Annotated in this window: 31 protein-coding genes; 26 read left to right on the top strand and 5 right to left on the bottom strand. The window is 46.4% G+C overall.

The genetic code is table 11. The annotated features are described in order from the left end of the window. Positions 1–2: 2 nt before the first annotated feature. Positions 3–1,382 (top strand): RagB/SusD family nutrient uptake outer membrane protein, encoded by a 1,380-nt coding sequence (locus BLR84_RS06370; protein ID WP_090466154.1) that lies wholly within the window; start codon positions 3–5, stop codon positions 1,380–1,382. A gap of 32 nt (positions 1,383–1,414) precedes the next feature. On the opposite strand, the gene BLR84_RS06375 is transcribed toward BLR84_RS06370, so the two are convergent. From BLR84_RS06375 to BLR84_RS06390, 4 genes are all read right to left on the bottom strand, one after another. Continuing rightward, the gene (locus BLR84_RS06375) at positions 1,415–1,738 is read right to left on the bottom strand and encodes a DUF6520 family protein (protein WP_090466157.1); all 324 of its coding nucleotides are present in this window, start codon (positions 1,736–1,738) and stop codon (positions 1,415–1,417) included. 149 nt (positions 1,739–1,887) lie between these two features. Continuing rightward, positions 1,888–2,319 (bottom strand): MauE/DoxX family redox-associated membrane protein, encoded by a 432-nt coding sequence (locus BLR84_RS06380; RefSeq protein WP_090466159.1) that lies wholly within the window; start codon positions 2,317–2,319, stop codon positions 1,888–1,890. A gap of 48 nt (positions 2,320–2,367) precedes the next feature. Continuing rightward, the gene (locus BLR84_RS29635) at positions 2,368–2,574 is read right to left on the bottom strand and encodes a DeoR family transcriptional regulator (protein WP_143013845.1); all 207 of its coding nucleotides are present in this window, start codon (positions 2,572–2,574) and stop codon (positions 2,368–2,370) included. Between the two features lie 115 nt (positions 2,575–2,689). After that, the gene (locus BLR84_RS06390; RefSeq protein ID WP_090466163.1) at positions 2,690–2,998 is read right to left on the bottom strand and encodes a helix-turn-helix domain-containing protein; all 309 of its coding nucleotides are present in this window, start codon (positions 2,996–2,998) and stop codon (positions 2,690–2,692) included. A 132-nt stretch (positions 2,999–3,130) separates the two neighbouring features. Here BLR84_RS06390 and BLR84_RS29955 point away from each other — a divergent pair, with 132 nt between their 5' ends. Beyond that, entirely contained in the window at positions 3,131–3,295 is a 165-nt protein-coding gene (locus tag BLR84_RS29955) for a hypothetical protein (protein ID WP_176851976.1), read from the top strand. A 38-nt stretch (positions 3,296–3,333) separates the two neighbouring features. On the opposite strand, the gene BLR84_RS06395 is transcribed toward BLR84_RS29955, so the two are convergent. Next, entirely contained in the window at positions 3,334–3,948 is a 615-nt protein-coding gene (locus tag BLR84_RS06395) for a rhomboid family intramembrane serine protease (protein WP_090466165.1), read from the bottom strand. A 104-nt stretch (positions 3,949–4,052) separates the two neighbouring features. Between BLR84_RS06395 and BLR84_RS06400 the strand changes: the two genes are divergently transcribed. From BLR84_RS06400 to BLR84_RS06515, 24 genes are all read left to right on the top strand, one after another. Then, positions 4,053–4,694 (top strand): hypothetical protein, encoded by a 642-nt coding sequence (locus tag BLR84_RS06400; protein ID WP_090466169.1) that lies wholly within the window; start codon positions 4,053–4,055, stop codon positions 4,692–4,694. Positions 4,695–4,738: 44 nt separating this feature from the next. After that, positions 4,739–6,106, top strand: coding sequence for a cysteine peptidase family C39 domain-containing protein (locus BLR84_RS06405; protein WP_090466170.1), 1,368 nt, complete (start codon positions 4,739–4,741; stop codon positions 6,104–6,106). A gap of 87 nt (positions 6,107–6,193) precedes the next feature. Then, on the top strand, positions 6,194–7,033 hold the full coding sequence (locus tag BLR84_RS06410; protein WP_176851977.1) for an RteC domain-containing protein: 840 nt from the start codon (positions 6,194–6,196) through the stop codon (positions 7,031–7,033). 623 nt (positions 7,034–7,656) lie between these two features. Beyond that, positions 7,657–8,583, top strand: coding sequence for a CHC2 zinc finger domain-containing protein (locus BLR84_RS06415; protein ID WP_090466174.1), 927 nt, complete (start codon positions 7,657–7,659; stop codon positions 8,581–8,583). A gap of 120 nt (positions 8,584–8,703) precedes the next feature. Beyond that, complete coding sequence (gene mobC, locus BLR84_RS06420) at positions 8,704–9,114, top strand: plasmid mobilization protein (RefSeq protein WP_090466176.1); 411 nt, start codon at positions 8,704–8,706, stop codon at positions 9,112–9,114. A 481-nt stretch (positions 9,115–9,595) separates the two neighbouring features. Further along, entirely contained in the window at positions 9,596–10,426 is an 831-nt protein-coding gene (locus BLR84_RS06425) for a DNA-methyltransferase (protein ID WP_090466178.1), read from the top strand. Between the two features lie 189 nt (positions 10,427–10,615). Continuing rightward, positions 10,616–11,569 (top strand): relaxase/mobilization nuclease domain-containing protein, encoded by a 954-nt coding sequence (locus BLR84_RS06430; RefSeq protein WP_090466179.1) that lies wholly within the window; start codon positions 10,616–10,618, stop codon positions 11,567–11,569. Between the two features lie 15 nt (positions 11,570–11,584). After that, entirely contained in the window at positions 11,585–12,250 is a 666-nt protein-coding gene (locus tag BLR84_RS06435) for a ParA family protein (protein WP_090466181.1), read from the top strand. Then, positions 12,210–12,545 (top strand): hypothetical protein, encoded by a 336-nt coding sequence (locus tag BLR84_RS06440; protein WP_090466182.1) that lies wholly within the window; start codon positions 12,210–12,212, stop codon positions 12,543–12,545. The genes BLR84_RS06435 and BLR84_RS06440 overlap by 41 nt, the downstream gene beginning before the upstream one ends. Beyond that, positions 12,542–12,823, top strand: coding sequence for a hypothetical protein (locus tag BLR84_RS06445; RefSeq protein ID WP_090466184.1), 282 nt, complete (start codon positions 12,542–12,544; stop codon positions 12,821–12,823). The genes BLR84_RS06440 and BLR84_RS06445 overlap by 4 nt, the downstream gene beginning before the upstream one ends. Before the next feature lie 2 nt (positions 12,824–12,825). After that, a complete protein-coding gene (locus tag BLR84_RS06450) occupies positions 12,826–13,116 on the top strand; it encodes a DUF4134 family protein (RefSeq protein ID WP_090466186.1) in 291 nt (96 codons plus the stop codon). A 222-nt stretch (positions 13,117–13,338) separates the two neighbouring features. Further along, positions 13,339–13,644, top strand: a complete 306-nt coding sequence (locus BLR84_RS06455) for a DUF4134 domain-containing protein (protein ID WP_090466188.1) — start codon at positions 13,339–13,341, stop codon at positions 13,642–13,644. A 1-nt stretch (position 13,645) separates the two neighbouring features. Next, a complete protein-coding gene (locus tag BLR84_RS06460) occupies positions 13,646–13,933 on the top strand; it encodes a plasmid transfer protein (protein WP_090466190.1) in 288 nt (95 codons plus the stop codon). Next, positions 13,911–16,334, top strand: a complete 2,424-nt coding sequence (locus BLR84_RS06465) for a TraG family conjugative transposon ATPase (protein WP_090466192.1) — start codon at positions 13,911–13,913, stop codon at positions 16,332–16,334. Before BLR84_RS06460 ends, BLR84_RS06465 begins: the two co-directional genes overlap by 23 nt. Then, positions 16,331–16,993 (top strand): hypothetical protein, encoded by a 663-nt coding sequence (locus BLR84_RS06470; protein ID WP_090466194.1) that lies wholly within the window; start codon positions 16,331–16,333, stop codon positions 16,991–16,993. The genes BLR84_RS06465 and BLR84_RS06470 overlap by 4 nt, the downstream gene beginning before the upstream one ends. Then, on the top strand, positions 16,990–17,655 hold the full coding sequence (locus tag BLR84_RS06475; protein WP_090466196.1) for a hypothetical protein: 666 nt from the start codon (positions 16,990–16,992) through the stop codon (positions 17,653–17,655). The genes BLR84_RS06470 and BLR84_RS06475 overlap by 4 nt, the downstream gene beginning before the upstream one ends. Beyond that, positions 17,652–18,317, top strand: a complete 666-nt coding sequence (locus tag BLR84_RS06480; RefSeq protein WP_090466198.1) for a hypothetical protein — start codon at positions 17,652–17,654, stop codon at positions 18,315–18,317. Before BLR84_RS06475 ends, BLR84_RS06480 begins: the two co-directional genes overlap by 4 nt. Positions 18,318–18,335: 18 nt before the next feature. After that, positions 18,336–19,115 (top strand): hypothetical protein, encoded by a 780-nt coding sequence (locus BLR84_RS06485; protein ID WP_090466199.1) that lies wholly within the window; start codon positions 18,336–18,338, stop codon positions 19,113–19,115. Beyond that, positions 19,112–20,272 carry a plasmid transfer protein gene (locus BLR84_RS06490; RefSeq protein WP_369829177.1) on the top strand — a complete coding sequence of 387 codons (1,161 nt, stop codon included), beginning with the start codon at positions 19,112–19,114 and terminating at the stop codon, positions 20,270–20,272. The genes BLR84_RS06485 and BLR84_RS06490 overlap by 4 nt, the downstream gene beginning before the upstream one ends. A gap of 68 nt (positions 20,273–20,340) precedes the next feature. Continuing rightward, on the top strand, positions 20,341–20,955 hold the full coding sequence (traK, locus tag BLR84_RS06495) for a conjugative transposon protein TraK (protein WP_090466203.1): 615 nt from the start codon (positions 20,341–20,343) through the stop codon (positions 20,953–20,955). After that, the gene (locus tag BLR84_RS06500) at positions 20,933–21,349 is read left to right on the top strand and encodes a hypothetical protein (protein ID WP_090466205.1); all 417 of its coding nucleotides are present in this window, start codon (positions 20,933–20,935) and stop codon (positions 21,347–21,349) included. Before traK ends, BLR84_RS06500 begins: the two co-directional genes overlap by 23 nt. Positions 21,350–21,355: 6 nt before the next feature. Further along, positions 21,356–22,501 (top strand): conjugative transposon protein TraM, encoded by a 1,146-nt coding sequence (gene traM / locus BLR84_RS06505; protein WP_090466207.1) that lies wholly within the window; start codon positions 21,356–21,358, stop codon positions 22,499–22,501. A 58-nt stretch (positions 22,502–22,559) separates the two neighbouring features. Next, the gene (locus BLR84_RS06510) at positions 22,560–23,354 is read left to right on the top strand and encodes a DUF4138 domain-containing protein (protein ID WP_090467600.1); all 795 of its coding nucleotides are present in this window, start codon (positions 22,560–22,562) and stop codon (positions 23,352–23,354) included. Between the two features lie 5 nt (positions 23,355–23,359). Further along, complete coding sequence (locus BLR84_RS06515; protein WP_090466209.1) at positions 23,360–23,575, top strand: hypothetical protein; 216 nt, start codon at positions 23,360–23,362, stop codon at positions 23,573–23,575.

Consider the following 23,575-nt stretch of genomic DNA (forward strand, 5'->3'; position numbering starts at 1 on the left):
TTATGAAAAATTCATATAACATAAAGCCCGGATTTAGTTCCCGGCTGCTCCTGCTATTGTTTTGGCTCTTGCCGCTATTTTCCCTGAACGCATGCAAAAAATACCTGGATGCGAAACCGGATCAGTCAATCGCCACGCCTTCAACTATAGAAGACCTCGAAGGCATTCTGAATGCGTACGGCACCATAAACGGCCGGTATCCGTCTGCATCAGAAGTAGCCTCAGACGATTTTTACCTGACAGCAACCGATTTCAACAGTCTGATTGATCCGCAGCGTTTTTACTACAGCTGGCAAAAGTCACCAAATTTTGTGGGTGATTATACTTCACCATATCTGGCAATTGAGTACACTAATATCTTACTTGAAGCACTGCCAGAAGTTTCAGGCGGAGATGCAGCCAGACGAAATACCGTTGAGGGTAACGCATTGTTCGTTCGTGCATCATATCACTATGCCCTGGCTCAGTTATATGCGAAAGCCTATAGCAAGGCATCCGCAAACAGTGATCTGGGAATAGCACTCCGGCTGACATCCGATATTGCAGTCAGACCAGTTCGTTCGACTGTATCGGAGACCTACAACACCATTTTAAATGACCTAAGGAGGTCTGTTCCTTTGCTTCCCGCAATTCCTGATGTAAAATACAGATCAAGCAAGGCAGCCGCCTATGGAATGCTTGCACGACTATACCTTTCGATGAGTGATTTCAAAAACGCGGGTTTGTACGCTGATTCCGCGTTAAATCGGTACAACAAGCTGATTGATTATAACACCTTAAGTCCGGCAGCTGCCATACCTTTTAAACAATTCAACGATGAGGTGATTTACGACTCGAGAGCGGGTGGCCCGCAGGCGTTGTCCCAGTCGAAGGCAAAAGTAGATACTGCTCTCTTTACTTCATATGCCCAGCAGGATCTCCGGAAAACAGTATTATTTAAAACAAACGCAGATGGCAGCAGGGCTTTTAAGGGCAATTACACCGGGGTGGCCGGTGCCAGTTTATTTACCGGCATTGCAACAAATGAATTGTATTTCGTCAAGGCAGAGGCGGCGGTAAGAAACGGAGACAGCAACAAAGCTTTAGAGGCTTTAAATACACTGCTTTTCACCAGATGGAAAAAGGGAACATTTATACCCTATACCATTACAGATCCTAAACAATTACTTCAGCTTATTCTAAAGGAAAGAAGGAAGGATTTACTTTTCCGATCACTGCGCTGGACTGATTTAAGACGGCTGAATCTGGACCCTGATTATGCCAAGACCCTGACCAGAAATTTAAATATCGCTACTTATTCGCTGGAACCTAACGGACTTCGCTACGTTTTCCAGATTGATCAGAATGCGGTCAACCTAAGCGGACTGCAGCAAAATCCATAAAAAAGGAAAGGGGCAGCTGCCCCTTTCCTTTTTTATGGCTCCATATCAATTGCACCATCAGCCGGTGAATGATTCTGTTGTGATAACCAGAGGTTAGCCTTCTCCGCATTAAATTCGGAACTCGCCGGGGTTTGCCCAACAGTTTTGGCGGTACTTAACGTTACTCCACAAACATTAGTAACATCTTCACAGGGATTGTCAGTTCGTGCGGTGTAGTTATTGATATTCTGAATATCCGTTTGTGTACGGGTTGCCCCATTATACTTAAAAAAATTACTGGTGCTTTTTTTAGCGGTAAAAGCACTTGACCCGAATGCCATAATAATGGCAACCACTGGTATGATTAATTTGCGCATTTTGTATAATGCTTTATTAAATCAAAAAGCATCAGAAAAACTTTTATAACAGAATTAATTGACTCTTGCCTACTCTGATTGCAGGTTTTCGGCAGCTCCTGTTTCGCTTTCGCAAACTCCCTCGTAAAAGCGCTAATTTGTAAATAAGACTATATGTCACCTGCCTCCTTTCTTGTATAGATCATGATCGAAACAGAGGTCAGCGCCAGAAATGTGATATTGAACCATAAATGAAAATTCCATCCCATATGTTCAATTAAGCCGCCGCAAGCACAGGGAACGTGGTTAAAAAAACGACGCAGGATCAGGCCGGTGTAAATCGTAAAGGCAAAGAACAGAGCTGCCGAAATATAAAGTCCGGGCAGACTGGTCTTTTTAACGATCAGCAATATTCCTGTCAGAATCTCTGCTGGCGGCAATCCATAAATCATCAGTGTTTGAAGCGATCTGCCCAACGGCTGTTTGTGCATCGCTGAGATGAAATACTGAAAATTAAGCAATTTGCTTACGGCTGCGTAAAACCATAAAAGGGCGATTAGGCCCGTGGCGTATTTTAAGAATTTGTCCGACCTCTTTTCCATAATCTGATGTATGGCATAAAGGTATATCCGGCTTAATGACAGAAAATGTCACTCTTTTTTTTTGATGAAATATTTTTTTTGAAGACGGTCGTATTGTATATCATGGCCACGGTCGCGAAGGTGATTCAGCATTCTCTTAACGGTTCGGGTGCTGCAGCTGAAGCGGGTGGCCGCATCATCTATGGTGCGGAACCTGTTCTTTCCGATCAGTTCCAGGATGTAATCAAGCCGCTTCTCATAAGATCTGTAGTCCATAGCACTCGTTCTCAAATTGGTATGAGTGAATTTGGAGGATTGGGAGGTAAAATGCTATAACCTGTACTTATAAATTATTTGCATTTCATGTTTGTTGTGTCACTGTAAGTACCAGTTATAAGACCGGAGGGCTTGATCTCCTGGCATTGATACCAGCCTTCCATATCGCGCTGAATTTTCTGATCGTACGCCAGAATTTCAGGTGATTGATACCGCTTCCGAACTTCGGTTTAGGCATCAGTTCAAATGGCGACATCTCCAGAATTTCAGCTATTTCAAACACGCGCTTAATGGTCATTTCGGTTTCGTTCCGTTCCAGGTTTGAATAGGCGGCCTGCGAAATATCCAGCATGAATGCCATGTACTCCTGACTGTAGTTTTTCATCAGTCTGCGGATCCTTATTTTATCTCCGATGCTGTCCATAATATATTTCGCAATAATATTCCTATAAGCAAAAGTAATAAATTACAAGTTAAGGTTTTAGCTTACGGCACCGCATCTTTTGACCTTTACTTCAACTCCCGATATTGGGAACGGGTTTAATTATTATTATATATGAAAGATCTATGTGATGCAAAAGCAAATGAATTAAGAGGCGGGTCAGCCTGCGGCTACAACATCGTGGTATCCGCCACCGTCGGCGGCCTGTTTGGAGGAGCCGGCGCAGCAGTGGGTGCCATCGCTGCAGCTACCGGCCCGTCCTGCCTGGGATGGTGGTAACTGTTGATCACCGGAGGGCCGGACCTTCCGGTGATGTATTAAAGTAAGTTTGGAAATATGGCCAGCGTAACTATAATGCCGCCCAATGCACTAAAAAAATGCAGCTCATGATCCATCATCTGGTTGGCGTACCTCCACTGATAAACGATAAGCCCGGCAATCACAATTAAGCCCGCAAATATATTTTTTACGCCGCCTGCTATCGGCAGGTAGAATGCGATGAAGTCGGGGCTCAGCATCATAAAACTCAGCATACACCCCAAAATACTGCCCGATGCCCCGGCACTTGAGTAGGCATAACTGTTCCGGTGCCGCCAGGTAACCAAAAGAACTCCTGAAAAGTGGCTCAGCAGGTAAATCAGCAGGAATATAAGGCTGCCATAATTCCGCCTGGCATTTAAAAATCCCTCCAACTGACCGCAAATGAAAAATGCCATTACCTCGTTGATCACCAGGTGCATCGGATCATTGTGCACAAAATCAGAAGTTGCAAGCCTGTAATATTCTTTTCTTTTGATGATACTGTTGGGATGAAGTATCATTTTTAAATAGAAATCACGTTTCCGGAAAGCAGCAATACTGGTCACCATCATAAGCCCCATGATAGCAAGCGTAACCGGTATGTTTGTAAGTGTTCTGATCAGGTCAGGCATAGGATATTAATTTTATTCCGCAATCACTTTTACTTATAATTTATAACTCCCTCTTATTGTAAACGGCACTGTCCGCGCAGAATTTTACTTAAAAATCCACGGACATGAAATTATTGTTTAAACATGGTATCCTAAGCTTCGCATTGCTGCTACTGCTTACCTTTCTGCTGATCTATCTTACTGATCACTATATCCTTACCGTTGAATTTTATGAAAATAACGGTAATCCCCTATCCGGTATTCCCGAACAGGATCTCAGCATTTATCAGGCATTACAAAAGTGGGTATATGTTTCATCGGCTGTTTACCTGCTTATGAAACTCTGTGTGATCACCCTAATCATTCACACCGCCCTTTACTTGCAAAACGAGGAGGTTTCCTTTCGGAACGTTCTGAAAATCACCGTCATTGCGGAATTTGTATTCCTCATCCCCGCCGCAATAAAGATATCCTGCTTCTATTATACGTTTGAACATGCAAGTTTGTTGGACTGGCACAAGTATTATGTTTTCTCAGCCCTGAGCCTGTTCAGCGATGTCCCTGCCGACTGGTTTTATGCCCTGCAATCCTTCAATGTATTTGAGATCGCCTATTGGTTTCTGCTGGCTTTAGGTATTTCGAGAATTTCTCAGCTTAACTATGACCAATCTTTAAGACTGGTCGTCCTCTCCTATGTTCCGGGCTTACTGGTCTGGATCGCCGCTGTCACATTCTTCACTTTAATCATGTTTCCCGCCACGGGCTAAAAAGTGGTTGTTCCTGGTTCTATCTTCCTTTTTAACTAACGCTTATGAAAAATTCACGTGCTATTTACAACACTTTTGTCAGCCAGACCGGTCCTTATGACTGCGGCATTGCATGTCTGGGCATGCTCCTGAACTATGCGGGGCGCTATATTGATGCCGATAAACTGATCCTGGATTATCCGGTTTCCGAAAACGGCTTATCACTTTTGGAACTTCGTAATATCGCCAGAGATCTGCAGTTTGCGTCCCGTTGTGTAACAATGGATCTCACTTTTCTGCGGGCGGCTAAAACGCCATGCATTCTGCATACCATCAATCATACCGGTGCAAATCACTTTGTAGTATGCTTTGGCGCGGAAATGAGAAGCGGCAGTTACAGATACCTGATAGGCGATCCTGCTACACAGATGCGTTTTATTTCGGAAAAGGATTTGGTCGAAATCTGGCCTGGTTTTGCAGCCCTTTACTTTGATCTGGTTAAGTTAAATCTTTGCGGCATAAAGCACCATCCCTGGCTCATCCTATTAAAAATCAAAGCGTTCCGGAAAGCATTGCTGATCAGCATTCCGTTTCTGAGTACATGCTCTACAATTCTCGGGATTGCTCTTTCCTGGATGCTGCAGCGGGGAATTAACGATTCGCTTGCCGATAAAAAGAACAGCATCGTTATCGCTGTCGTTTTATTGCTGCTTTTCATGATGCTTTTTAAGAGCCTGCTCAGTCATGTCAGGCAGCATATCCTGATCATGCTCAACGGCGCGGTCAGAGACCGTTTTACAGGCTCATTTATCAGGAAAGTTCTTTCTGCAGGATTTAATGAGGATACTATTAAAAAAGGGGTTGCTGATATCCAGAAGATACAGAATGCGCTGTCTGCCTTTTTCGCAGTATTGATGTCTGAGGGTTGTATCATTTCGATGACAGTAGCCGCTTTATGGTATTTTGATCCCGCTGTCGGTTTAATCAATACCACTTATTTAGTCCTGATTACTTTACTCGCGTTCAGATCATCGCCGGAATTTGCCTATCAGCAAGCAGCGCTGAGTGAATTATCTGCGTCCGCGGAAAACGCGCTTTTCCGCACGATACGATCCTTTACGGATGTAACAGATCGGGCCGGCACCTTACAGATACATCTGCAAAACCAAATGAACTGCCTGGGACGGGCCAAAGCGCTGGCTTTAGCCATCAGCAGGTCTCATTTATGGTATGAATGGATGGGGACTGTGAACGTGATCGCTGTCTTTATTTTCTGCCTGTACAATATCAGGCATCAAGCTATTTCCTATAACACCCTCATGGCTGAAGTAATTCTCAGCTACTTTGTTTCAGCCCTCATGCCGAAGGTCTGTAATGTATTTTCTGTTATATCTGAAGGCTCCAGGCTTGCCCGGAGATACCTGAACATCTGAATAAACGGCTACTTATTAACCGATCCGCAATACAGGCGCTACTCAGGCCTCATGGGATTGTATTGTTTTAAATTTAATAAAATCATTATGAATCAGCACCTTGAAAAGATAAAATCAGATCTAAATGACAGCTTGTATGAACTGAGCCACTCTGAGCTAGGGCTCAGCAGGCTCATACAGGCCCTCAAAATAACCGATGAGGCCGAAGCAGCTGTAAACAACCTTGGCGAAAATCTGCTGTTTGCCGATGAAAAGGAAGAAGTACACTTCTTTAAGCAATTTAAACCGGAACTGCTTGCCTGTAAACTGGAAGAGGTCATGAAATACCACATTCACAGGAATGTCCCCATCGGTACAAATGAAAGTAAACTCAAATACTACGAGGACGAACTTAAGGCACGTAAAAGCTTTTTTCGGATGAACAATTTTCATTACCAGTACTTCAAATCCGGGCTTTCTGATCTTGACCGGATCTATTTCCTGTCCGATGCAAGACCTCTTTTGGTACCGGTTGCCGACCTTTCGGAATCCGGTACTGAGTTCTCTACGCCGATGACCTTCCTTTTTGCAAAGTTCATCGCATATGAACATATACAATACTATATTCTTGAACAAATCGCCCAGATCACACATCCCGAATTACAGCAGTCAAAAACCAACAACCAGACATTTGAACTCAAATGGACCGGCGATTCCGTAAATATGGTAGAACTGGCTTACGGTATCTGGCTTACCGGACAGCTTAATAATGGAAACGCAAGCCTCAACCAAATTGTCCGGTGGCTGGAAAGCAGCCTCCATGTATCTATTGGTATTATTCAGCGCCGCTTTAATGAAATCGAACGACGAAAACGCTTAAGCTTCACCAAATTCATAGACCAAATGAAAGATGCAATTCTTAAAAAAATCGACCGCGGCAATTCCTGACTGTTTCAACCATTTTTACCCGCTATTATTTATAGTCTTTCTTTTCGCGATTCAGACGCATTCCGGCGTCTGAATACCCGTTGATATGCCCTTCAGCGGCCTGACTAATTCAAAATTTATTTATCGGTAGTACCGAAAAGCTCCTCATTTCCCCGTCACGGATACCCTCACTTTTGATCCCGTTGACGATGACAGACATCAGCAGATCAGCAGATTGAGCAAATCATTCCGGCTTTAAAACCGAACGCTCAGCCTAAGATCCGACTTTCTGAAATCTGCCAGGCATATGCCGAATTAATATTCGCATTGCCCGCATCACCAACAACATTCAATTCTGCCAGGTGCAGAACAAAGGGAAACTTTTAAAGGCTTCCTCACGCTCTTTGACATACGGGGACAAAGCATTATTCCGCGGGGAGCGGAAAATTCTGCGAAGGTGAGATGATATCAATATACCGAAAGCGCATTGGCAGGCGAGAGCCCGGCATGTAGATGCCGACGTGAGTAGTCCCGAAAAATATACCGGCAGAACCGAATTATCCGGGTTCGTTACCCGCTGCCGGTACCATTACCCGGCCTGAAGGCCTGGGGTTCTGAAACATTAATTACAAAAAACATACATTATGACGCAGCTCTTAAATTCAACACAACTAAAGGAACAGGCGTCGATAGTTGAACTGCTGAGCCGGCTTGGCTATGAACCTGTAAAAAAATACGGCAAGGAACATATGTACCGGAGTATGCTGCGGGATGGTGATAACGATCCCTCCTTCAGCGTGGATGACAGAATCGGTGCATGGTACGACCACGGTAACGGCAAAGGCGGAAATATCATCGACTTCGGCATAGCTTATTGGCCCACCCTCAATTTTAATGAGGTGGTCGAGAAAATTCAGACCGCCTGTAATATCTCCCCCATCCGTAAGGAATACCGGGCAAGGCTACCGGTTAAAGCCCGAAATTATGTCATCGAGCAGGTTAAGGCGCTGGGCACACATCCGGCGATCACCGGCTACCTGCAGGGACGCGGCATATTCGATTTAGCTAAAAGTCACCTGAGCGAAGTCTACTATCATGTAAAAAACGAGAAAGGTGAAAAGAAACAGTTTTTCGCTGCCGGATGGAAAAACGAGTCCGGCAGCTGGGAGGTCCGCAACAAGTATTTTAAAGGATGCCTCGGACAAAAGGCGATCAGCTTTATCCATGGCGACCCCAAACGGGCAGCTGTATTCGAAGGTTTTATCAATTACCTCAGCTGGTTAAAAGACAATCCGAAGAGTGATTACAGCATTATTATTCTGAATACACTGTCTTTACTGAATGAAGGTATCAGCAGGGCTAAGCAGTTCACTTTTATTGATCTCTACCTGGATCGTGACAATTCCGGGTTTCAGGCCACAAAGCAATTCACACAATCGCTTCCTTATGCCGCGGATAAATCATCCGCCTACGAGAAATTCAATGACTATAACGACAAGCTTGTCGCCATGCTCAGGCCACCTCCGGCAAACGATCCTTTTGAACGAAACCGCAGGAACTTATCTGTCTGAAGACCAGTTTTAAATACCGGAATCAACTTTGATTCCGTAAAGGCAAGATGTCTTTTTGTCGGACAAAAAGTATCTTGCCCTACGGGGTTCCGGTCAAAACTTCGCAACTCGTTTTTCTTTATGGCCGAATTTAAAAAGCTTAATGGAAGGCCAAAACTGAAAGACGGCAAACGGGTTAAAAAACTGGACACAAGATTTACCCAGGAAGAATACAACATGCTGCTGGCTCTTGAAAAGGAACTGGGCATCAGTAAAACCGAACTGGTGCGCATGCGGGTTTTGAACGATGCTGACAAGGTTGTGCTCAACTCCGCTGACCTGATCAGTACCCTTGACAAGATCGGCGCTGAAATGGGGCGTGCAGGGAATAATATTAATCAGCTGGCTAAACACGCCAATACGATGAAGCTTGCAGGGGCGCTGCCGCTCCAGGTAGCTGTTCAGTTTAATGCGTTGCTGATTGACTATATCTCCATTCAGCGATTACTGGAAACATCCCTCCGTAAAATTATTCAGATGATGGGTAAGTAACCTTTCAGGATATAATGGTATAAAAGTTCTTAGTTATACGGTTACAATATCAGTCGGTTCTGCTGGTACAGAAATATGCCGTTATGTTTCCTTTCTGCCGATACTGCGGTACAGGGATAGCCTGCTCCATCGATATTAAGCTATAATGATGTAATGTTCTGTAGTTATACCGTTACTGCCCATCGGTTCTTTTGATACAGGGATAGGCCGTTATGCGTCCTTACTGCCGATACCGCGGTACAGTAATATCCTGTTCCATTGATATCCGGATATAATGATCTAAAGTTCAGTATTTATTATACAGTTACTGAGTTATACGGTATTGTTGGTATAGCGATATGCTGATATGCCTCCTTTCTTTCGATACTGCGGTACAGTGATATCCTGTTCCATTGATAACCGGCTATACAGATTAGCAGGCCTCCGGCTATTCAATGCTGTCTCGTCAGGTTATACGCTCTTAAAACTCTTAATTATTTGAATGCAAAGTTTAGAACCCTACCTAAATCAGGTAACTCAGGGGGATTGCCTGGAAATCATGCAATATCTTCCCGACCAATCCATTGATTTGATCTTGTGTGACCTGCCCTACGGCACAACTGTTAATGAATGGGATAAGATCATTGATTTTAAGGAGCTGTGGCTTGCATATGAGCGGCTTATTAAGCCTAAAGGTGTGATTGCCTTAACCGGCTCCGCAATTTTCACCGCTAAATTGATCATGAGTAACCTCATCCTGTTTAAATACAAAATCGTCTGGATTAAGTCGCGTTCCACAAATTTTTTAAACGCAAAGAAACAACCTTTAAGAAAGCACGAGGATATCTGCATTTTTTATAAAAACCAACCAGATTACCAGCCTCAAATGATGCCTGGGGAGCCTTATAATAAAGGTTGGCGCAAAGATCAGTCTACGGGTTGTTATGGAAAATACAAGCCCTCCAACGGGCTGAATGTAAAAGGGCATCGCTATCCGTATGATGTTCTATTTATTGAAGAAGATCCTGCAGACGACTGGTTTTATTGTAAAACCGCCGAAAATGAAGATGAGTCACCCGTTCATCCCACACAAAAGCCGGTGGAGTTAGGGCAATATCTCATTAGAACATTTACCAAACCCGGTGATATTGTTTTGGACAACGCCTGTGGCAGCGGCACGTTCCTCGTTGCGGCCATCATTGAAAACCGGTCCTTTATCGGCATTGAAAAAAACGAGGGCTGCTATCACCAGAAACACAAACCCATTGATTTGATACAGGTAGCACGGGATAGAATTAAACGGGAAATGGCGAAACGGGCAGCTGATTTTTAAGCCTGCAACCGGATGGTATCGTAATCACGTTCGGTTATCATTCTATTGTCATGGAAAAATCAAGGGAGTTTGAACTGGAAAGGATCGCGCTTTTCAGTCATGGCGGCGCTATACATGACACCATAGCCTCACTGGAGCGGTACAGGCCGGGCATCGTGTTATCAGGCTGATACCCGAAACTGTTGCTGTATGATCGTTAAAATATTCGACCCCATAGCCACGTTCGGCGGAGTAAGCTACAACACGCGTAAAATTGACCGTAACAAGGGTGAACTGATGAAAACAGCCAACTTCGGCCCTTTACAGGCATTCGGACATCTGAAGCCCCGTGATTATATCAACTATCTGTCGGCGCTTTCAGCCCTCAATAAAAATGTGAAGCTTCCGCAGTTTCATGCGGTCATTTCAGCCAAAGGAAAAATATATGATAAGACCGCCTTAACCCAAATTGCTGAAAGCTGGTTGAAAGAAATGGGTTACGGTGATCAGCCCTATCTGATTGTTTACCATAAAGACACCGGAAACAACCACGTTCATATGGTAAGTACCCGTGTTGACAGGGATGGAAAAAAAATCAGCAGTGCTTTTGAGTATGTAAGGGCACAGAAAAGTATCAGCAGGGTATTGGGATATGACGTGGCTATGCAGTACAGGTTCAGCACAAGGGCGCAGTTCTTTATGATCCTCGAATCCATGAATTACCCAGGGATTGATCCTGATGACGATAAAATCAGGGAACAGATCAGCCGGCATGTGCCAGACAAACAAAGGGCCGCAGCCATTGCAAGCCTGCTCAGACAGCACAAAAATGCTCCGGCGCTGGCTGATCTGATGAAAGAACGGTTCCGCATCGATCTGCTGTTTCATTCCGCTGAAGGCAAGAAGCCATACGGTTACTCCATTATCGACCACGATACCAAACAGGTATTTAAGGGCAGTGAGGTGCTTCCGCTGAAAGATCTGCTGAATACGGCACCTGATGTCTTTCGCACCGGCAGTTCTGCAGAAGAACGGGCGGACGATTTTGTTCCGGAGCCTTCGGTACATATACAATCAATAAGTATTGCGGATGATGTCGACGATCAGCAGATACACGGCATGCGCCGCAAACGGCAGCGGAAGGCCCGCACCAATACCAGATAAAAAACAACACGCTATATGATTATAATAATAGGAAACCAGAAGGGCGGTGCAGGAAAAAGCACCTTCGCCCTGGTGCTGGCTAATTTTCTGACGCAGGAAAAGAATTGCCCGGTTACCGTGATCGACATGGACTACCAGCAGTCTATTGCACAGAAATTCCAGAAAGCCAAAATCTTAGAAAATGCCGAACCGTATGATGTGGTGCCGGCGAATCTTGAAAGTTACCCATATCTCCGTGATCTCCTGTGTAAAAGTGCAAAGGATGTCATCCTGATCGACCTTCCCGGAAAACTGGATGATGATGGTCTGATCCCGGTATTTACATCGGCTGACCTGGTTATCTGCCCTTTCGCTTATGATGAGTTTACTTTTCAGTCAACCGTGCTTTTTACAGTGGTCATGAAAAGGATCAATCCAAAAATCATGATGGTATTTGTTCCGAACAGGATCAAATCCAACGCAAGGTATGAAATCATGGTTGAGGTCAATGAACAGCTCTCGAAGTTCGGGAAGATTACCCCTGTTCTGCCCGACCGCGTGGACTTTCAGCGCGTGAATACTTTTTATACCCCTGTCAGCCTGTCCCCCGTCATCACCCCTGTTCTTGAACAGATATATACCGATCATTTATATGGAAAACATGAAATCACTGGCCGATCAGCTGAGGGAACAGCTGGTTAAACCAGCAGTAAACGAACAAAAAGCTTCTGCTGAAAAACCCTCCAAAAAGTTAAAGCCCAAGGAAAAAGAGGAAGCAGCAATCATCACAGCGATTCTCGCCTACGACACTGCCGGTAACAAAAGCATGGTACATGCACGATTTGACGCAAAAACGGTCAGGACGATGAATCAACTTAAAATGGCCACCGGCATCGATGTAACGCGGCTTGTCTCTTTCGCTGTCAAACACCTCTTCGATACCTGCCCGGAACTAAAAACAACTATTAAACAATTTATTCAAAACACAGAATTATGAACTGGATCAGATTTGCGCTCTGGCTGAGCGCCGTTTATTTTGCCTATTACGGGACGGTTATCTGCTGGGACTTTCTCCGGAGCAGCAAGCTGCCGGAAGATGAAAAATCCCATGAACTGTCATTCGAGGAGCATTCGGAACCCGTCAGGGAAATCCCGGACACAGAACCTCAGATCTACGATTCTTCGGTACTCTCTTCCGGGGGTGTGAGCCTGAAACAATTATTTAACCTCGCCCGGGAAGAGGCTGTAGAATATATCCGTCCCGTAAGCTATTAAATATGAAAACAGTACTCACCTTCTGCGGCTGCATACTTGCATGGAGCGCATCCGCACAACCGGGAATCGAGGAAATGCAGCGGGCACGCAGTGACCTTGCGGCGGACTTTTTTTCGGTGTTCGACCTGTCGCTGGTCATTGCAACTCTCCTGGGTTTGATCGGTGCGGCAAAGATCTACCAAAACTGGCAGATGGGAAAAGACCGGATTGATTCGGACGTAGCGGCATGGTTTTATGCCGCTTTTTTTATGCTCCTCGCTGGCACATTCCTGAGGGCGTTGTTCGGGATCTGAACGCCTTCTGACTGACTTAAAGCTATCACCCTGATAGCTATAAAAGATCCCCGTCTCCATTTCTCAATTAATGTTTTGCCGTTTGCAGCAAAGCTGCCGGCTATCCTATCGGGTTTACTTGTAATGGCGTTGTTCGTGATCTGAACGCTTGTTTATTATACCACGGCTTCCTCTCCGGCTGCCTTTAAAAGATCTCCGCCTTCATTATCATTTCCAGATTTAATGTTTAACAAAACAAAACAATTGTGGGTTTCAGCGATCCTGCTGGCCCTGTCTGTACCGGCCTTTGCCCAGAGCGGCGTTAACGGCCTGAACACTGCTACTTCGACCCTGAAGACCTACGTCGCACCGGTTACCAACATCACGCTCGTAATCGGCGGCATTGTCGGTATCGTTGGTGCGATCCGCGTCTATTCCAAATGGAATAGTGGTGATCAGGATATCAACAAGGAACTTATGGGATGGGGAGGCAGTTGTGTCTTTCTCGTGGTTTCCGCTTTGGTGATCAAAGCCTTTTTCGGCTTGTAAAATGGCCAGGAAGTATGCTGTTTATAAGGGGCTGCAGAAGCCCCTTATTTTCAAAGGTTTCAAAGGAAAATTCATTTACTGGGGTTTAGGTTTCCTGCTGACCGGGCTTGTCCTCGGCGCATTGACCATGTCCCTGATCAATATGTGGCTGGGCGCATTGGTGCTCATCGGCTGCATTGTCGGCGGCCTGCTGTTCACAGCCGGAAAGCAGAAGGGCGGTCTCCACGCCAAAAGCCGCAGTACCGGCATTAATATCATTAATCACTATGGCCGTAAAAACTCTGTTTAACATTCCCTATGCGGGCGTGGACAAAAGCGGTGAATACGATCTGCTCATCGGGAAAAACGGTGAATGTTCTGTTATCATCCGCATTGAAAACCCTGTCGTCCGCTACTCCGCATATCCCGCAGGCTACGACGAATTTCACCACCTCCTGCTCAATATCGTCAAAGTTCTGGGCGACGGATATATTATCCAGAAACAGGACATCATCAGCCGTTCCGCCTGGCGGGGGAAACCCGCAGGTGAATACCTGCAGCAGAAATACAACGCGCATTTCACAGGCAGGGAATGCCTTCAGGTCGCCACCTGGTTTACCATCACGCGACAGGTAAAAAAAGGTACTTTTTTCGTTTATGACGCTAAAGCGCTCCGCGATTTCCGGCAGGCAGTCGGTAAGATACTCGAAATTCTTCCGTCGCCCGACGTATTGAAAGAAAGCAGCATCAACCGGCTGGTCCTGCAGATGCTCAGCATGAACTTCCGAACCGGGCATATCAGTCTGAATAACCTGTCGCCGACAGATACCGGGATCAGTGCCGGGGATAAAACCATGCGCTGTATCAGCCTCGTTAATATTGACAGCATCGATCTGCCGCCTGAAGTAAGTACGCATATTGAGCTGAACGATAAGGAAAGCATCCGCGGTTTTCCGGTGGATTTCCTCTCCTTTCTTTTTAAGGTGCCTGCCTGCGATGTTATTATTTATAACCAGGTCATAGAGATTCCCAACCAGTCCGTGACGTTACGCAAGCTGGAGCAGAAAAAGAAAAGGCATTCCGGTATTCCCGACCCGGCCAATCAGCTGTGCGTGGAGGACATAGATCAGCTTTTAAACGACGTAGCCAGGGAGAACCAGCTGCTGGTCAACTGCCATTTCAATATCCTGGTGGCAGCTCCGGACAGCACCATACAAAAAGCGGCTAACTACATTGAAAGCTCCCTGTTTCAGCTGGGTATCATTCCAAGCAAAAACGCCTATAACCAGCTTGAACTATTCCGGAGCGTTCTGCCGGGAAATACGGTTGAACTCAAACCTTACGACTGGTTCCTGACCACCTGCGACGCGGCAGGCTGCTTCTTTTTCAAAGAATCGCTGCCTAAAGATGAACCTTCTGATTTCCTGATCAGGTTTACAGACCGGCAGGGAATACCGGTCGGAATGGACCCGGCGGATCTCCCGATGCGAACCGGCAGGATCAATAACCGCAATAAGTTTGTGCTCGGGCCGAGTGGTTCCGGCAAGAGTTTTTTCATGAACGCCCTCATTGAGCAATACATGCTCTTCAACATGGATATGGTGATTGTGGATACTGGTCACTCCTACTCCGGGCTCTGCTCCTATTACAACGGCAAATACATTACCTACTCGGACAAATCACCGATCACGATGAACCCCTTCCGTATCACGGAAGAAGAATACAACATCGAAAAAAAGGACTTTTTATGTACACTAATTGGTGTTGCCTGGAAAGGAGCCGAAGGATCTTTCAGCCCGGTAGAAAGGGATGTGATAGCCAATGTGATCTCCGCTTATTACAGCAGGTTCTTTGCTGAAAACGGTGAGTTAAACTTTAACACCTTTTATGAATTCGCCCTGAAAAAAATCCCGGAGATCAAAACCGAGGAAAAGATCGTGTTCGATTTCGACGAGTTCCGGTATGTCCTTAAAAAATTCTATAAAGGTGGTGAATTTGCACCCATCCTGAATAAGGAGGCTGATAAATCCCTGTTTACTGAACGCTTTATTGTATTTGAAATTGACTCGATCAAGGAGAATAAGACTTTGTTCCCCATAGTCACGCTCATCATTATGGATGTCTTCATCCAAAAGATGCGGTACCGGTCAGACAGGCGCAAAGCATTGGTGGTCGAAGAAGCATGGAAAGCAATAGCGAGTCCGCTCATGGCGGGTTATCTGTTGTATCTCTACAAAACAGTCAGAAAGTTCTGGGGAGAGGCCATTGTTGTTACGCAGGAGCTGGGAGACATTATCGGTAATGCGGTTGTCAAAGACAGTATCATTAACAATTCAGACACGATATGCCTCCTGGATCAAACGAAGTTCAAAGATAATTATAACGAAATCGCTGCACTGTTATCGATCAATGAAACCGAGCGCCGGAAGATCTTTACCATAAATCAGCTTGACAATACCGAAGGGCGCGGGCGGTTTAAAGAAGTTTATATCCGCAGGGGCGCTGCAGGTGAAGTGTACGGCGTAGAAGTATCGTTGGAGCAATATCTTACCTACACAACCGAAAAGCCGGAAAAATCTGCCGTTGAACGATACACCGGAAAGTACGGCTCTTATCGGGAAGGCCTGGACGCATTTGTTGCTGATTTCAACCAGAGCGGGTTGTCCCTGCCCCATTTTATCCGAAACGTTAACGAAAACAAATCTTTATGAAAAACCTACTCATCTTACTGCTGTGCCTCACCGTTATACGCTGCGCGGCACAGGAAATTGTCGTCGATCCGGCTACAACCGCTGCAATTGCCGTGAACGCAGGGATCATCAACAGCCAGCTCAATACCACTAACGACAGGCTCAACCTGATCCAGAAAGGTCAGCTTGCCGTCAGCGGGCAGCTGGTTATCGTCAATAACCTGCAAAACAAGATCTACAACGGCCTGAGCCAGGTTGCATCCGTAATTAGTAACCTCACGACCATCCGGGAAATAGCGGATTGCGGGAGCGATATCGTAAAAGATGTCGAGAGCTCCATCCAGCTTGCCCGCTCAAACCCGGTTTTATTGCTGTTTGCAGAACAGGGCGCCCGGGATTTTCAAACAAGGGCGGTTACGCTTGCAGCAGATGTAAGTGCATTCGTACTCAAGGGAGGCAATAATAACCTGATGGATTCCGGCGAGCGCGGCAAGCTGCTGAACCATATCGCCCAGGAAATGCGCATACTTCGCGGGATCGCCTATGGAATGAGCCGCTCTATGTACTGGGCGCGGATGAACGGAATCTTTCATTCACTTAATCCTTGGGCAGAATGGCAGAATAACGATGTCCGGATTGCCAATGATGTGTTAACCAATGCCAAATACCTGAAGCAATGAAGAAGATGATGTTAACATTGGGGTTCGCATGTATAACGGGGTTTACATTCGCCCAGCAGAACACACTGGATATTGTCGGCATACATCAGCTTGTGGATGAATCTATTTCTGAAAATAAGCTCCAGGTAAAAGCCCGGAACCGGCAGGCGCTTACCTCAGCAAACGAAGAGGCTAACCTGACCCTGCTTTCGAAACTGAAAGCAACATACCGAACGCTTCAGCAGCGATACAACACACTGGGCACGGCGATCAATATCGCCGATATCGGCATTTATGCCTCACCAATGGTAAGCCGGATCATCAGCAACCAGGAACAGATTATTCAGCTTGTTCAGAAAAACCCGGCCCTGGTCGCAATCGGATACCAGTCAGCCCTGCAGTTCGCCGATAAGGCCAGGAGACTGATCAGCTATGTGGCCGGACTAAGCCTTTCCATCGGTGACGTTAACCAGATGAAAGCTTCCGATAGAAAACTGCTTTTCGATTATGTGATATCCGAACTGAGCAGTATTCAGGATCTGTCCGGGAACATGCTGAGCATGATACAATATTCCAGCCTCTCCGCTTTGCTCAGAGCAGCCAATCCCTTTCAGAATTTCATCAATGCCGATAAGGGTATTGCCGGTGACATTATTCAAAACGCCAAATACTTTAAAAAATGAAAAAACACCTTTTCTTATCCTGTTGTATTTGTTTTTCAGCCAGGATCATGGCGCAGCAGTATGTCATCGATTACCAGCACCTCATCGCAGTAACCGAAAATGGTGCAGTCCGCAGTTCGGCGGAATCTGCCCACTCGGAGTATCTGGGCAAAATCAATAACAACATCAATGACCTCAATACAAACGTTGGTTCTGTCGTGCTGGCACAAACGATGATCTATCAGGCGCTGTCCAATGTGAATTCCGCACTTAAAAACGGGCTCGAAGTGAAGAACATGGCCGTGATTATCGCCGACATGACCGGCTACATCAACCAGGCGCTTGCCATGGCAAGGGCTGACCCCTACCTGCTGGTCTTCGCCAATAACATATCCGGAGAAATGAAAACCAGGGCACTCGCCCTCGTGAGTGATGTTTCCGGCTATGTATTGAAAGAGGGTAAAAATGTGCTTGCCGATTATAACTCCCGCGATGAACTGCTCCGCAAAGTAACCCAGCAGCTGCAGATCCTTGACGGTCTGGCATATGGGGCATGGAAAGCCATGTACTGGGCAAAAGAACGTGGCGTGATCGCTTCACTAAACCCCTTTGCCGGTTACATCAGCAGGGACAAGGTATTTGTGGTACAGATCATACAGAATGCAAAATATCTCAGACAATAAACCAAACATTTTAAAATCATGAAAAAAACAATTATGCTCTTTATTACGGGCCTGGTCTGCGCTGCCCATTGTTTCGCGCAAACGGTCGTATCCGACAAAAGCATCCGCTATCAGCAGGAGCGCATGGTGTTCAAACAATGGGATCAGAAAAAATTTACGCCAACATCCGGATTTTTAGGTTTAAACCCTTACTACTGGCTGACCTGGGGATTCTTTTATCCCAATTATCATAAAACCGACCTCCGGCCATTAAGTGCCAACGGTCCGCAAACCCAGCGCCTCGGTATGGTAGCAGCCATGAACAGCACGGATAACAAATATAAGCTTCAGTCCGATACTGTTCGGAATACAGCACTTTCAGAGATTGCCGGGCAATCCGGTCTTATTACCGGCGCTGATCCGTTATGGATGCTTTATTACAGTAATGAATTCAAACCCGTGCTCAATAATTCAATGGCAGGTATTCTTTCCGGTTTAACACCCCAGGTCAGTACCCGGTTGGTTTCAGAAGGTTTATACAGCTGGTATAAAAATGAACTTGACCGGCTGAAAGAAAGAATTGAGGGGGCGCATTCCGCTGATATGGAGCGCGGTGCACGGATCATGGCCTATTACAGGCTGCTGAATGAATACCGCAGGCTGGCCGGTGTTTGGGCGATCCGGACTTCATCGGCACAAACGACCATCGACATGGAAGCCAGGCAGCAGCAACTGCAGGGCAACCGGGTGGCGGTAAGTGACTGGACCCCGCAGACCGATACAGAGATCGCCAGAAAAGTACTTCAGCACCTGCAATGATGAAAAGGCTAATACTCATCATACTGCTGCTGTCATCGGGTATGACAGTGGTGCTGGCCCAGCCGGCCGGTAATATCAGCAACAGCAAAACGCTCGAATACCTGCAGGGTGACGGCGTTTATGAAACCGGCGTAATGGCATTTCTTAAAGGCCTGAAAGACTCCGTCTGGACACACTTCGATCTTTTTATCAGCGATGCGAAAGCACTTGCCGCCATCTTCATGATCATCTACTTTGCCATCAAATCCTACGAAATGATGGTGGGTGACAAAAGGATGGAGATTATGCCGCTGCTGCGTCCCTTCGGACTGGCGATGATCATTTTATGGTGGGGTACCTTCGTTAAAGTCATTGCCTTTCCGACAGATCTGGTCGCCAACCAGACCGAGCGGATGTTTGAAAGCGAACAAACCATCGTTAACAATCTTCGTCTTAACCGGGCAAACCTGATGCTTGCCGTTGCCAATTCCCTTTATACTTTCCAGGCACAGACCGAGGTTGCGGAAAAAGAAAGCGATACCTGGTACGGGCAGGCATGGGATTCCGTCACCAGTACGGTGAAGCAGGGCATCAGTACCGTAGTCTCACCCCTGATCGAACTGAAGAACAGGCTGGAGGTCGGCATGCAGCTCCTCTTTACACAGCTGCTGGAGCTGCTGGGGATATGGATATTACGGCTGGCCGTGTATATCATATTTATGCTGCAGATTATCTACTCCACCATACTGATTATCCTCGGCCCCTTTGCCGTTTCAGTGAGTATATTGCCGGCATTCCGTGACAGTTTCAGCACCTGGATAGCGCGTTTCGTATCTGTCAACCTTTATTCAGGTATTGCCTATCTGATCATGTACATCGTGGGCCTGATGCAGGAATATGCCCTCACCTCAGAGATCAGCAAATATCAGGAGCTTGTCGGACAGGACGGATTAAGCGCCAATCTTGAAAAGATGGCCTGGTTTGCAGGCAATGGTATACTATCCTTCGGCACTGTGATCATCGTATTTCTGATCGGCGCGATCTGCATGTTTACCGTTCCGAGCATTTCCACCTGGATCATTTCCACTTCCGGCATCAGTTCAGCCGCTTCCACCTTTGGCCGCAGTGCCGGAACGGTCATGAGCGTGGCCCGGAAAGCCTCCGGAAGTTTCTTCTGATCTTCTTTATGCTATTAACCTGATAAAGGCTGCCCCTCCCGGCAGCCTTTTCTTTTAAATCCCAGCTTATGATTATCAAAAATATTGAAGCCAAGATCCGGCTTGCCGTTTTTATATCTGCGGGAAGCCTGCTGACAGCGATCATCATTGTCGGCATGAATTGCTTTTACGCCTATAAGATGGTAGCCAATGCCCAGAAAAGTATTTATATACTGGATAAGAGCGTACCTATACTGGCCAGGCAGACCGACATGCAGCTGAACAGGCCCGCCGAGTACCGCGCTCATGTTGACCTCTTTCATTCCCTCTTCTTTTCCCTCACACCGGATGATAACTACATGGAATACCAAATGAAAAAAGCGATGTACCTCATCGATGAATCGGGTATGCAGCAGTATAACGACCTGAAGGAAAAAGGGTTCTTCAACTCTATCCTGTCATCAAGTTCGGTGCTCACCCTCGAAACGGATTCCGTAGCTATTGACATGCCGAAACACTATTTCCGGTACTACGGCAGGCTGAAAATCGACCGGAGAAGTTCAACAGTTGTCCGCTCCCTGATCACCGAGGGATACCTGAAAGATATACCGCGCAGTGATAATAACCCCCACGGTGTGCTCATCACCGGATGGAAAACCCTTGAAAATAAAGACCTCGAAGATGTGGAGAAAAATACATTCTAACCGCGATCCAAGGGATACGCTGTACAGTGAACTGCAAAAGGAATTCAAACCTTGGTTCACCAAAGCCCGGCGCTGTTTTTCAGCTGCCTTGTCGGATTACCCGCGATTCTTTTTTTCCGGGATGGTCATTCTCCTGCTCGTTTCCATGGTGCTGTCCTTTACAGTTTTCAGGAACCCTGAAAAAACGGCTGCTGTGCCGGAAAAAAAACAACCGAACGTGGTTGAAGACGGGTTCAGCCGGATCATGCAGGCTGCCGGACAGCTGAAGGAAACGCTGAAACTGAAGAACACCATTGACAGTCTTGCCGCCAGGAAAAACCTCTCACGGGCGGACAGCCTGATGCTCGACAGCGCGCTCAGCCGCCTGCAGCACATTCATCAACCTTCTAAATAATTCGTTATGAAAATCAATTTCAAGCAGCCCAAATATGTACTACCTCTACTCGCTTTGCCATTTCTCTGCCTTTTCTTTTATGTCTGGCAAAGCACATTTGACAAGCCGAAAACGGAAGTAAAACAGCAGGCCGGTCTTAACGGCAATGTCGGCAATGTTTCTGCTGATGTGCGCAAAAAAGCGCTGGCAGATAAGCTCGATGCGTACCGGAATACCTATAAGGAAGCCGACGGATATTCCGCGGTTAATGTAATTCCAAAGGAGGTCTCCGGCAATCCGGGTTTCAAAGACAATTATACCGGCAGGGAGAGGCAGATGCTGGATTCCATTGACCGTGCAATGAAAGCGAAATATAATGCGCCCCAGTCGGTCAGCAGGGACAAAGCGCTTGCCGGTACGCTGAATACGATGCCGCGCCGCAGGATATTGGAACCCGATCTGCCTTCCCCAAAGGAAAAAGACCCGATGGAGGTCTTCAAACAGCAGATGGCTTACATGGACAGCGTAGGCAAAATGAACGACCCGGCTTATAAAGCGGAGAAACTGAAGCAGCAGGCCGCTGAAAAGGCCGCACAGCAAAAGTCACTTGAAAAACGGCTGACCGTAACCAGGGCGGATACATCACCGGCTGATTTCAATACGGTAAAGCCTGCCGAAGAAGACCGGTTTATATCGGCCGTCATTGATGAAAATGTAACTGGCTATGCCGGATCACGCCTGAGGCTGAAACTGCTGGAAGATATTAAAGCCGGGGGAAACCTGATCAGGAAAGGCACCTACTTGTTTGCACAGATCAGCGGATTTTCCGAACAACGGGTGACCCTGGGTATAACGACCATTTTATCAGACGGAAAAATACTACCGGTAAAGCTGGAGATCTATGACCTGGACGGTATGCCGGGGCTGTATGTCCCTTCGTCCGCGTTCCGGGAATTCACCAAAGACCTCGGCAGCAGTTCCGTTCAGGGTGTCACCATTGACGGCAACTCCACAGGCAGCCAGTTTATCATGAGCTCGGTAGACAAACTGTTTCAATCCACATCATCGGCAATCGCCGGCCTGATCCGCAAGAACAAGGCGAAGATGAAGTATAACTCCTATATCTACCTGATCGATACCGATGCCCTGCAGAACACGCAGAAATCTTATTAATCCGCGCATCCGGCAAGATGCCGGTATGCCCCAGACAAATTTATCAAACCCAAAAACCATGAAAAAGCTATTATTCTGTTTCGCTGTCCTTTTGTCAAATGCTTTATATGCACAGCACCAGGTCCCGGATATTTTGCTTCCGAAAAACCTCTCGATCCACTTTATTTCACCGGAACCGATACAATACGTGGATATATCTTCCAAAGGCCTGGCCGGCGACCTGCCCCTGAAAAATGTGCTGCGCATCCGGCTGAAAGATTCTGTATCCGGATTTACGGAAGCCCTCATTACCATAGCCGGTGAAAAATTTATCGCACAGTACCACCTGGTTCCAGGATCTGCGGATGCTGCCACGGAAATTAATATTGAACCGGAAGATACCCGTCCGCTGGATATTTCCGGGATCGGGTTTTCACAAAACCAGCTGAAAGGCATGGCACTCAGCCTCATCGCACAGCGGCCGGAAAAGAACATGGAAAAGGTGAGCGCATTCGGCCTGACGGCCAGGCTGAATCACGTTTATACTGCCGGGGATTATATATTTCTGGATATCAGCTATAGGAACAAAACAAGACTGAAATATACTATCGAAGATTTCCGCTTCCGAATCGATGACAAAAAGGTAAACAAGGCTTCCAATGTACAATCCTTTGAACTGAAACCTGAGTTTGTCCTGTTCGCCACCCCGGCATTTGAAAGGAACTACCGGAACATCTTTGTCTTCAAAAAAATGAGTTTTCCGGGAAACAAGGTACTGCTGGCAGAACTCAGCGAAAAGCAAATTTCAGGGCGCATCCTGACCCTGAAGATCTCTTACCAGGATATTCTGAACGCGGATATCCTACCCAACTGACTTTTATGACAAACCTGATAGCCTATGATTATGTAAGGCTGGTTCTGGAGGAAGAATTCCTCTCAGCTTACCTGCGCTTTATCAACCACGGCATACTGCATTATGAGCTGACCAATATCCAGGAGATCTGTGCGCCCCTGCTGACAGGGCTTGATGAAGACGACAGGTTTCTCAGGTATGAGGTAATCGGAACCATCGCAAATTATTTACAGGAGGAATAA

The organism is Mucilaginibacter sp. OK268 (assembly GCF_900103125.1).
In the GTDB taxonomy this organism is placed as follows: Bacteria; Bacteroidota; Bacteroidia; order Sphingobacteriales; family Sphingobacteriaceae; genus Mucilaginibacter.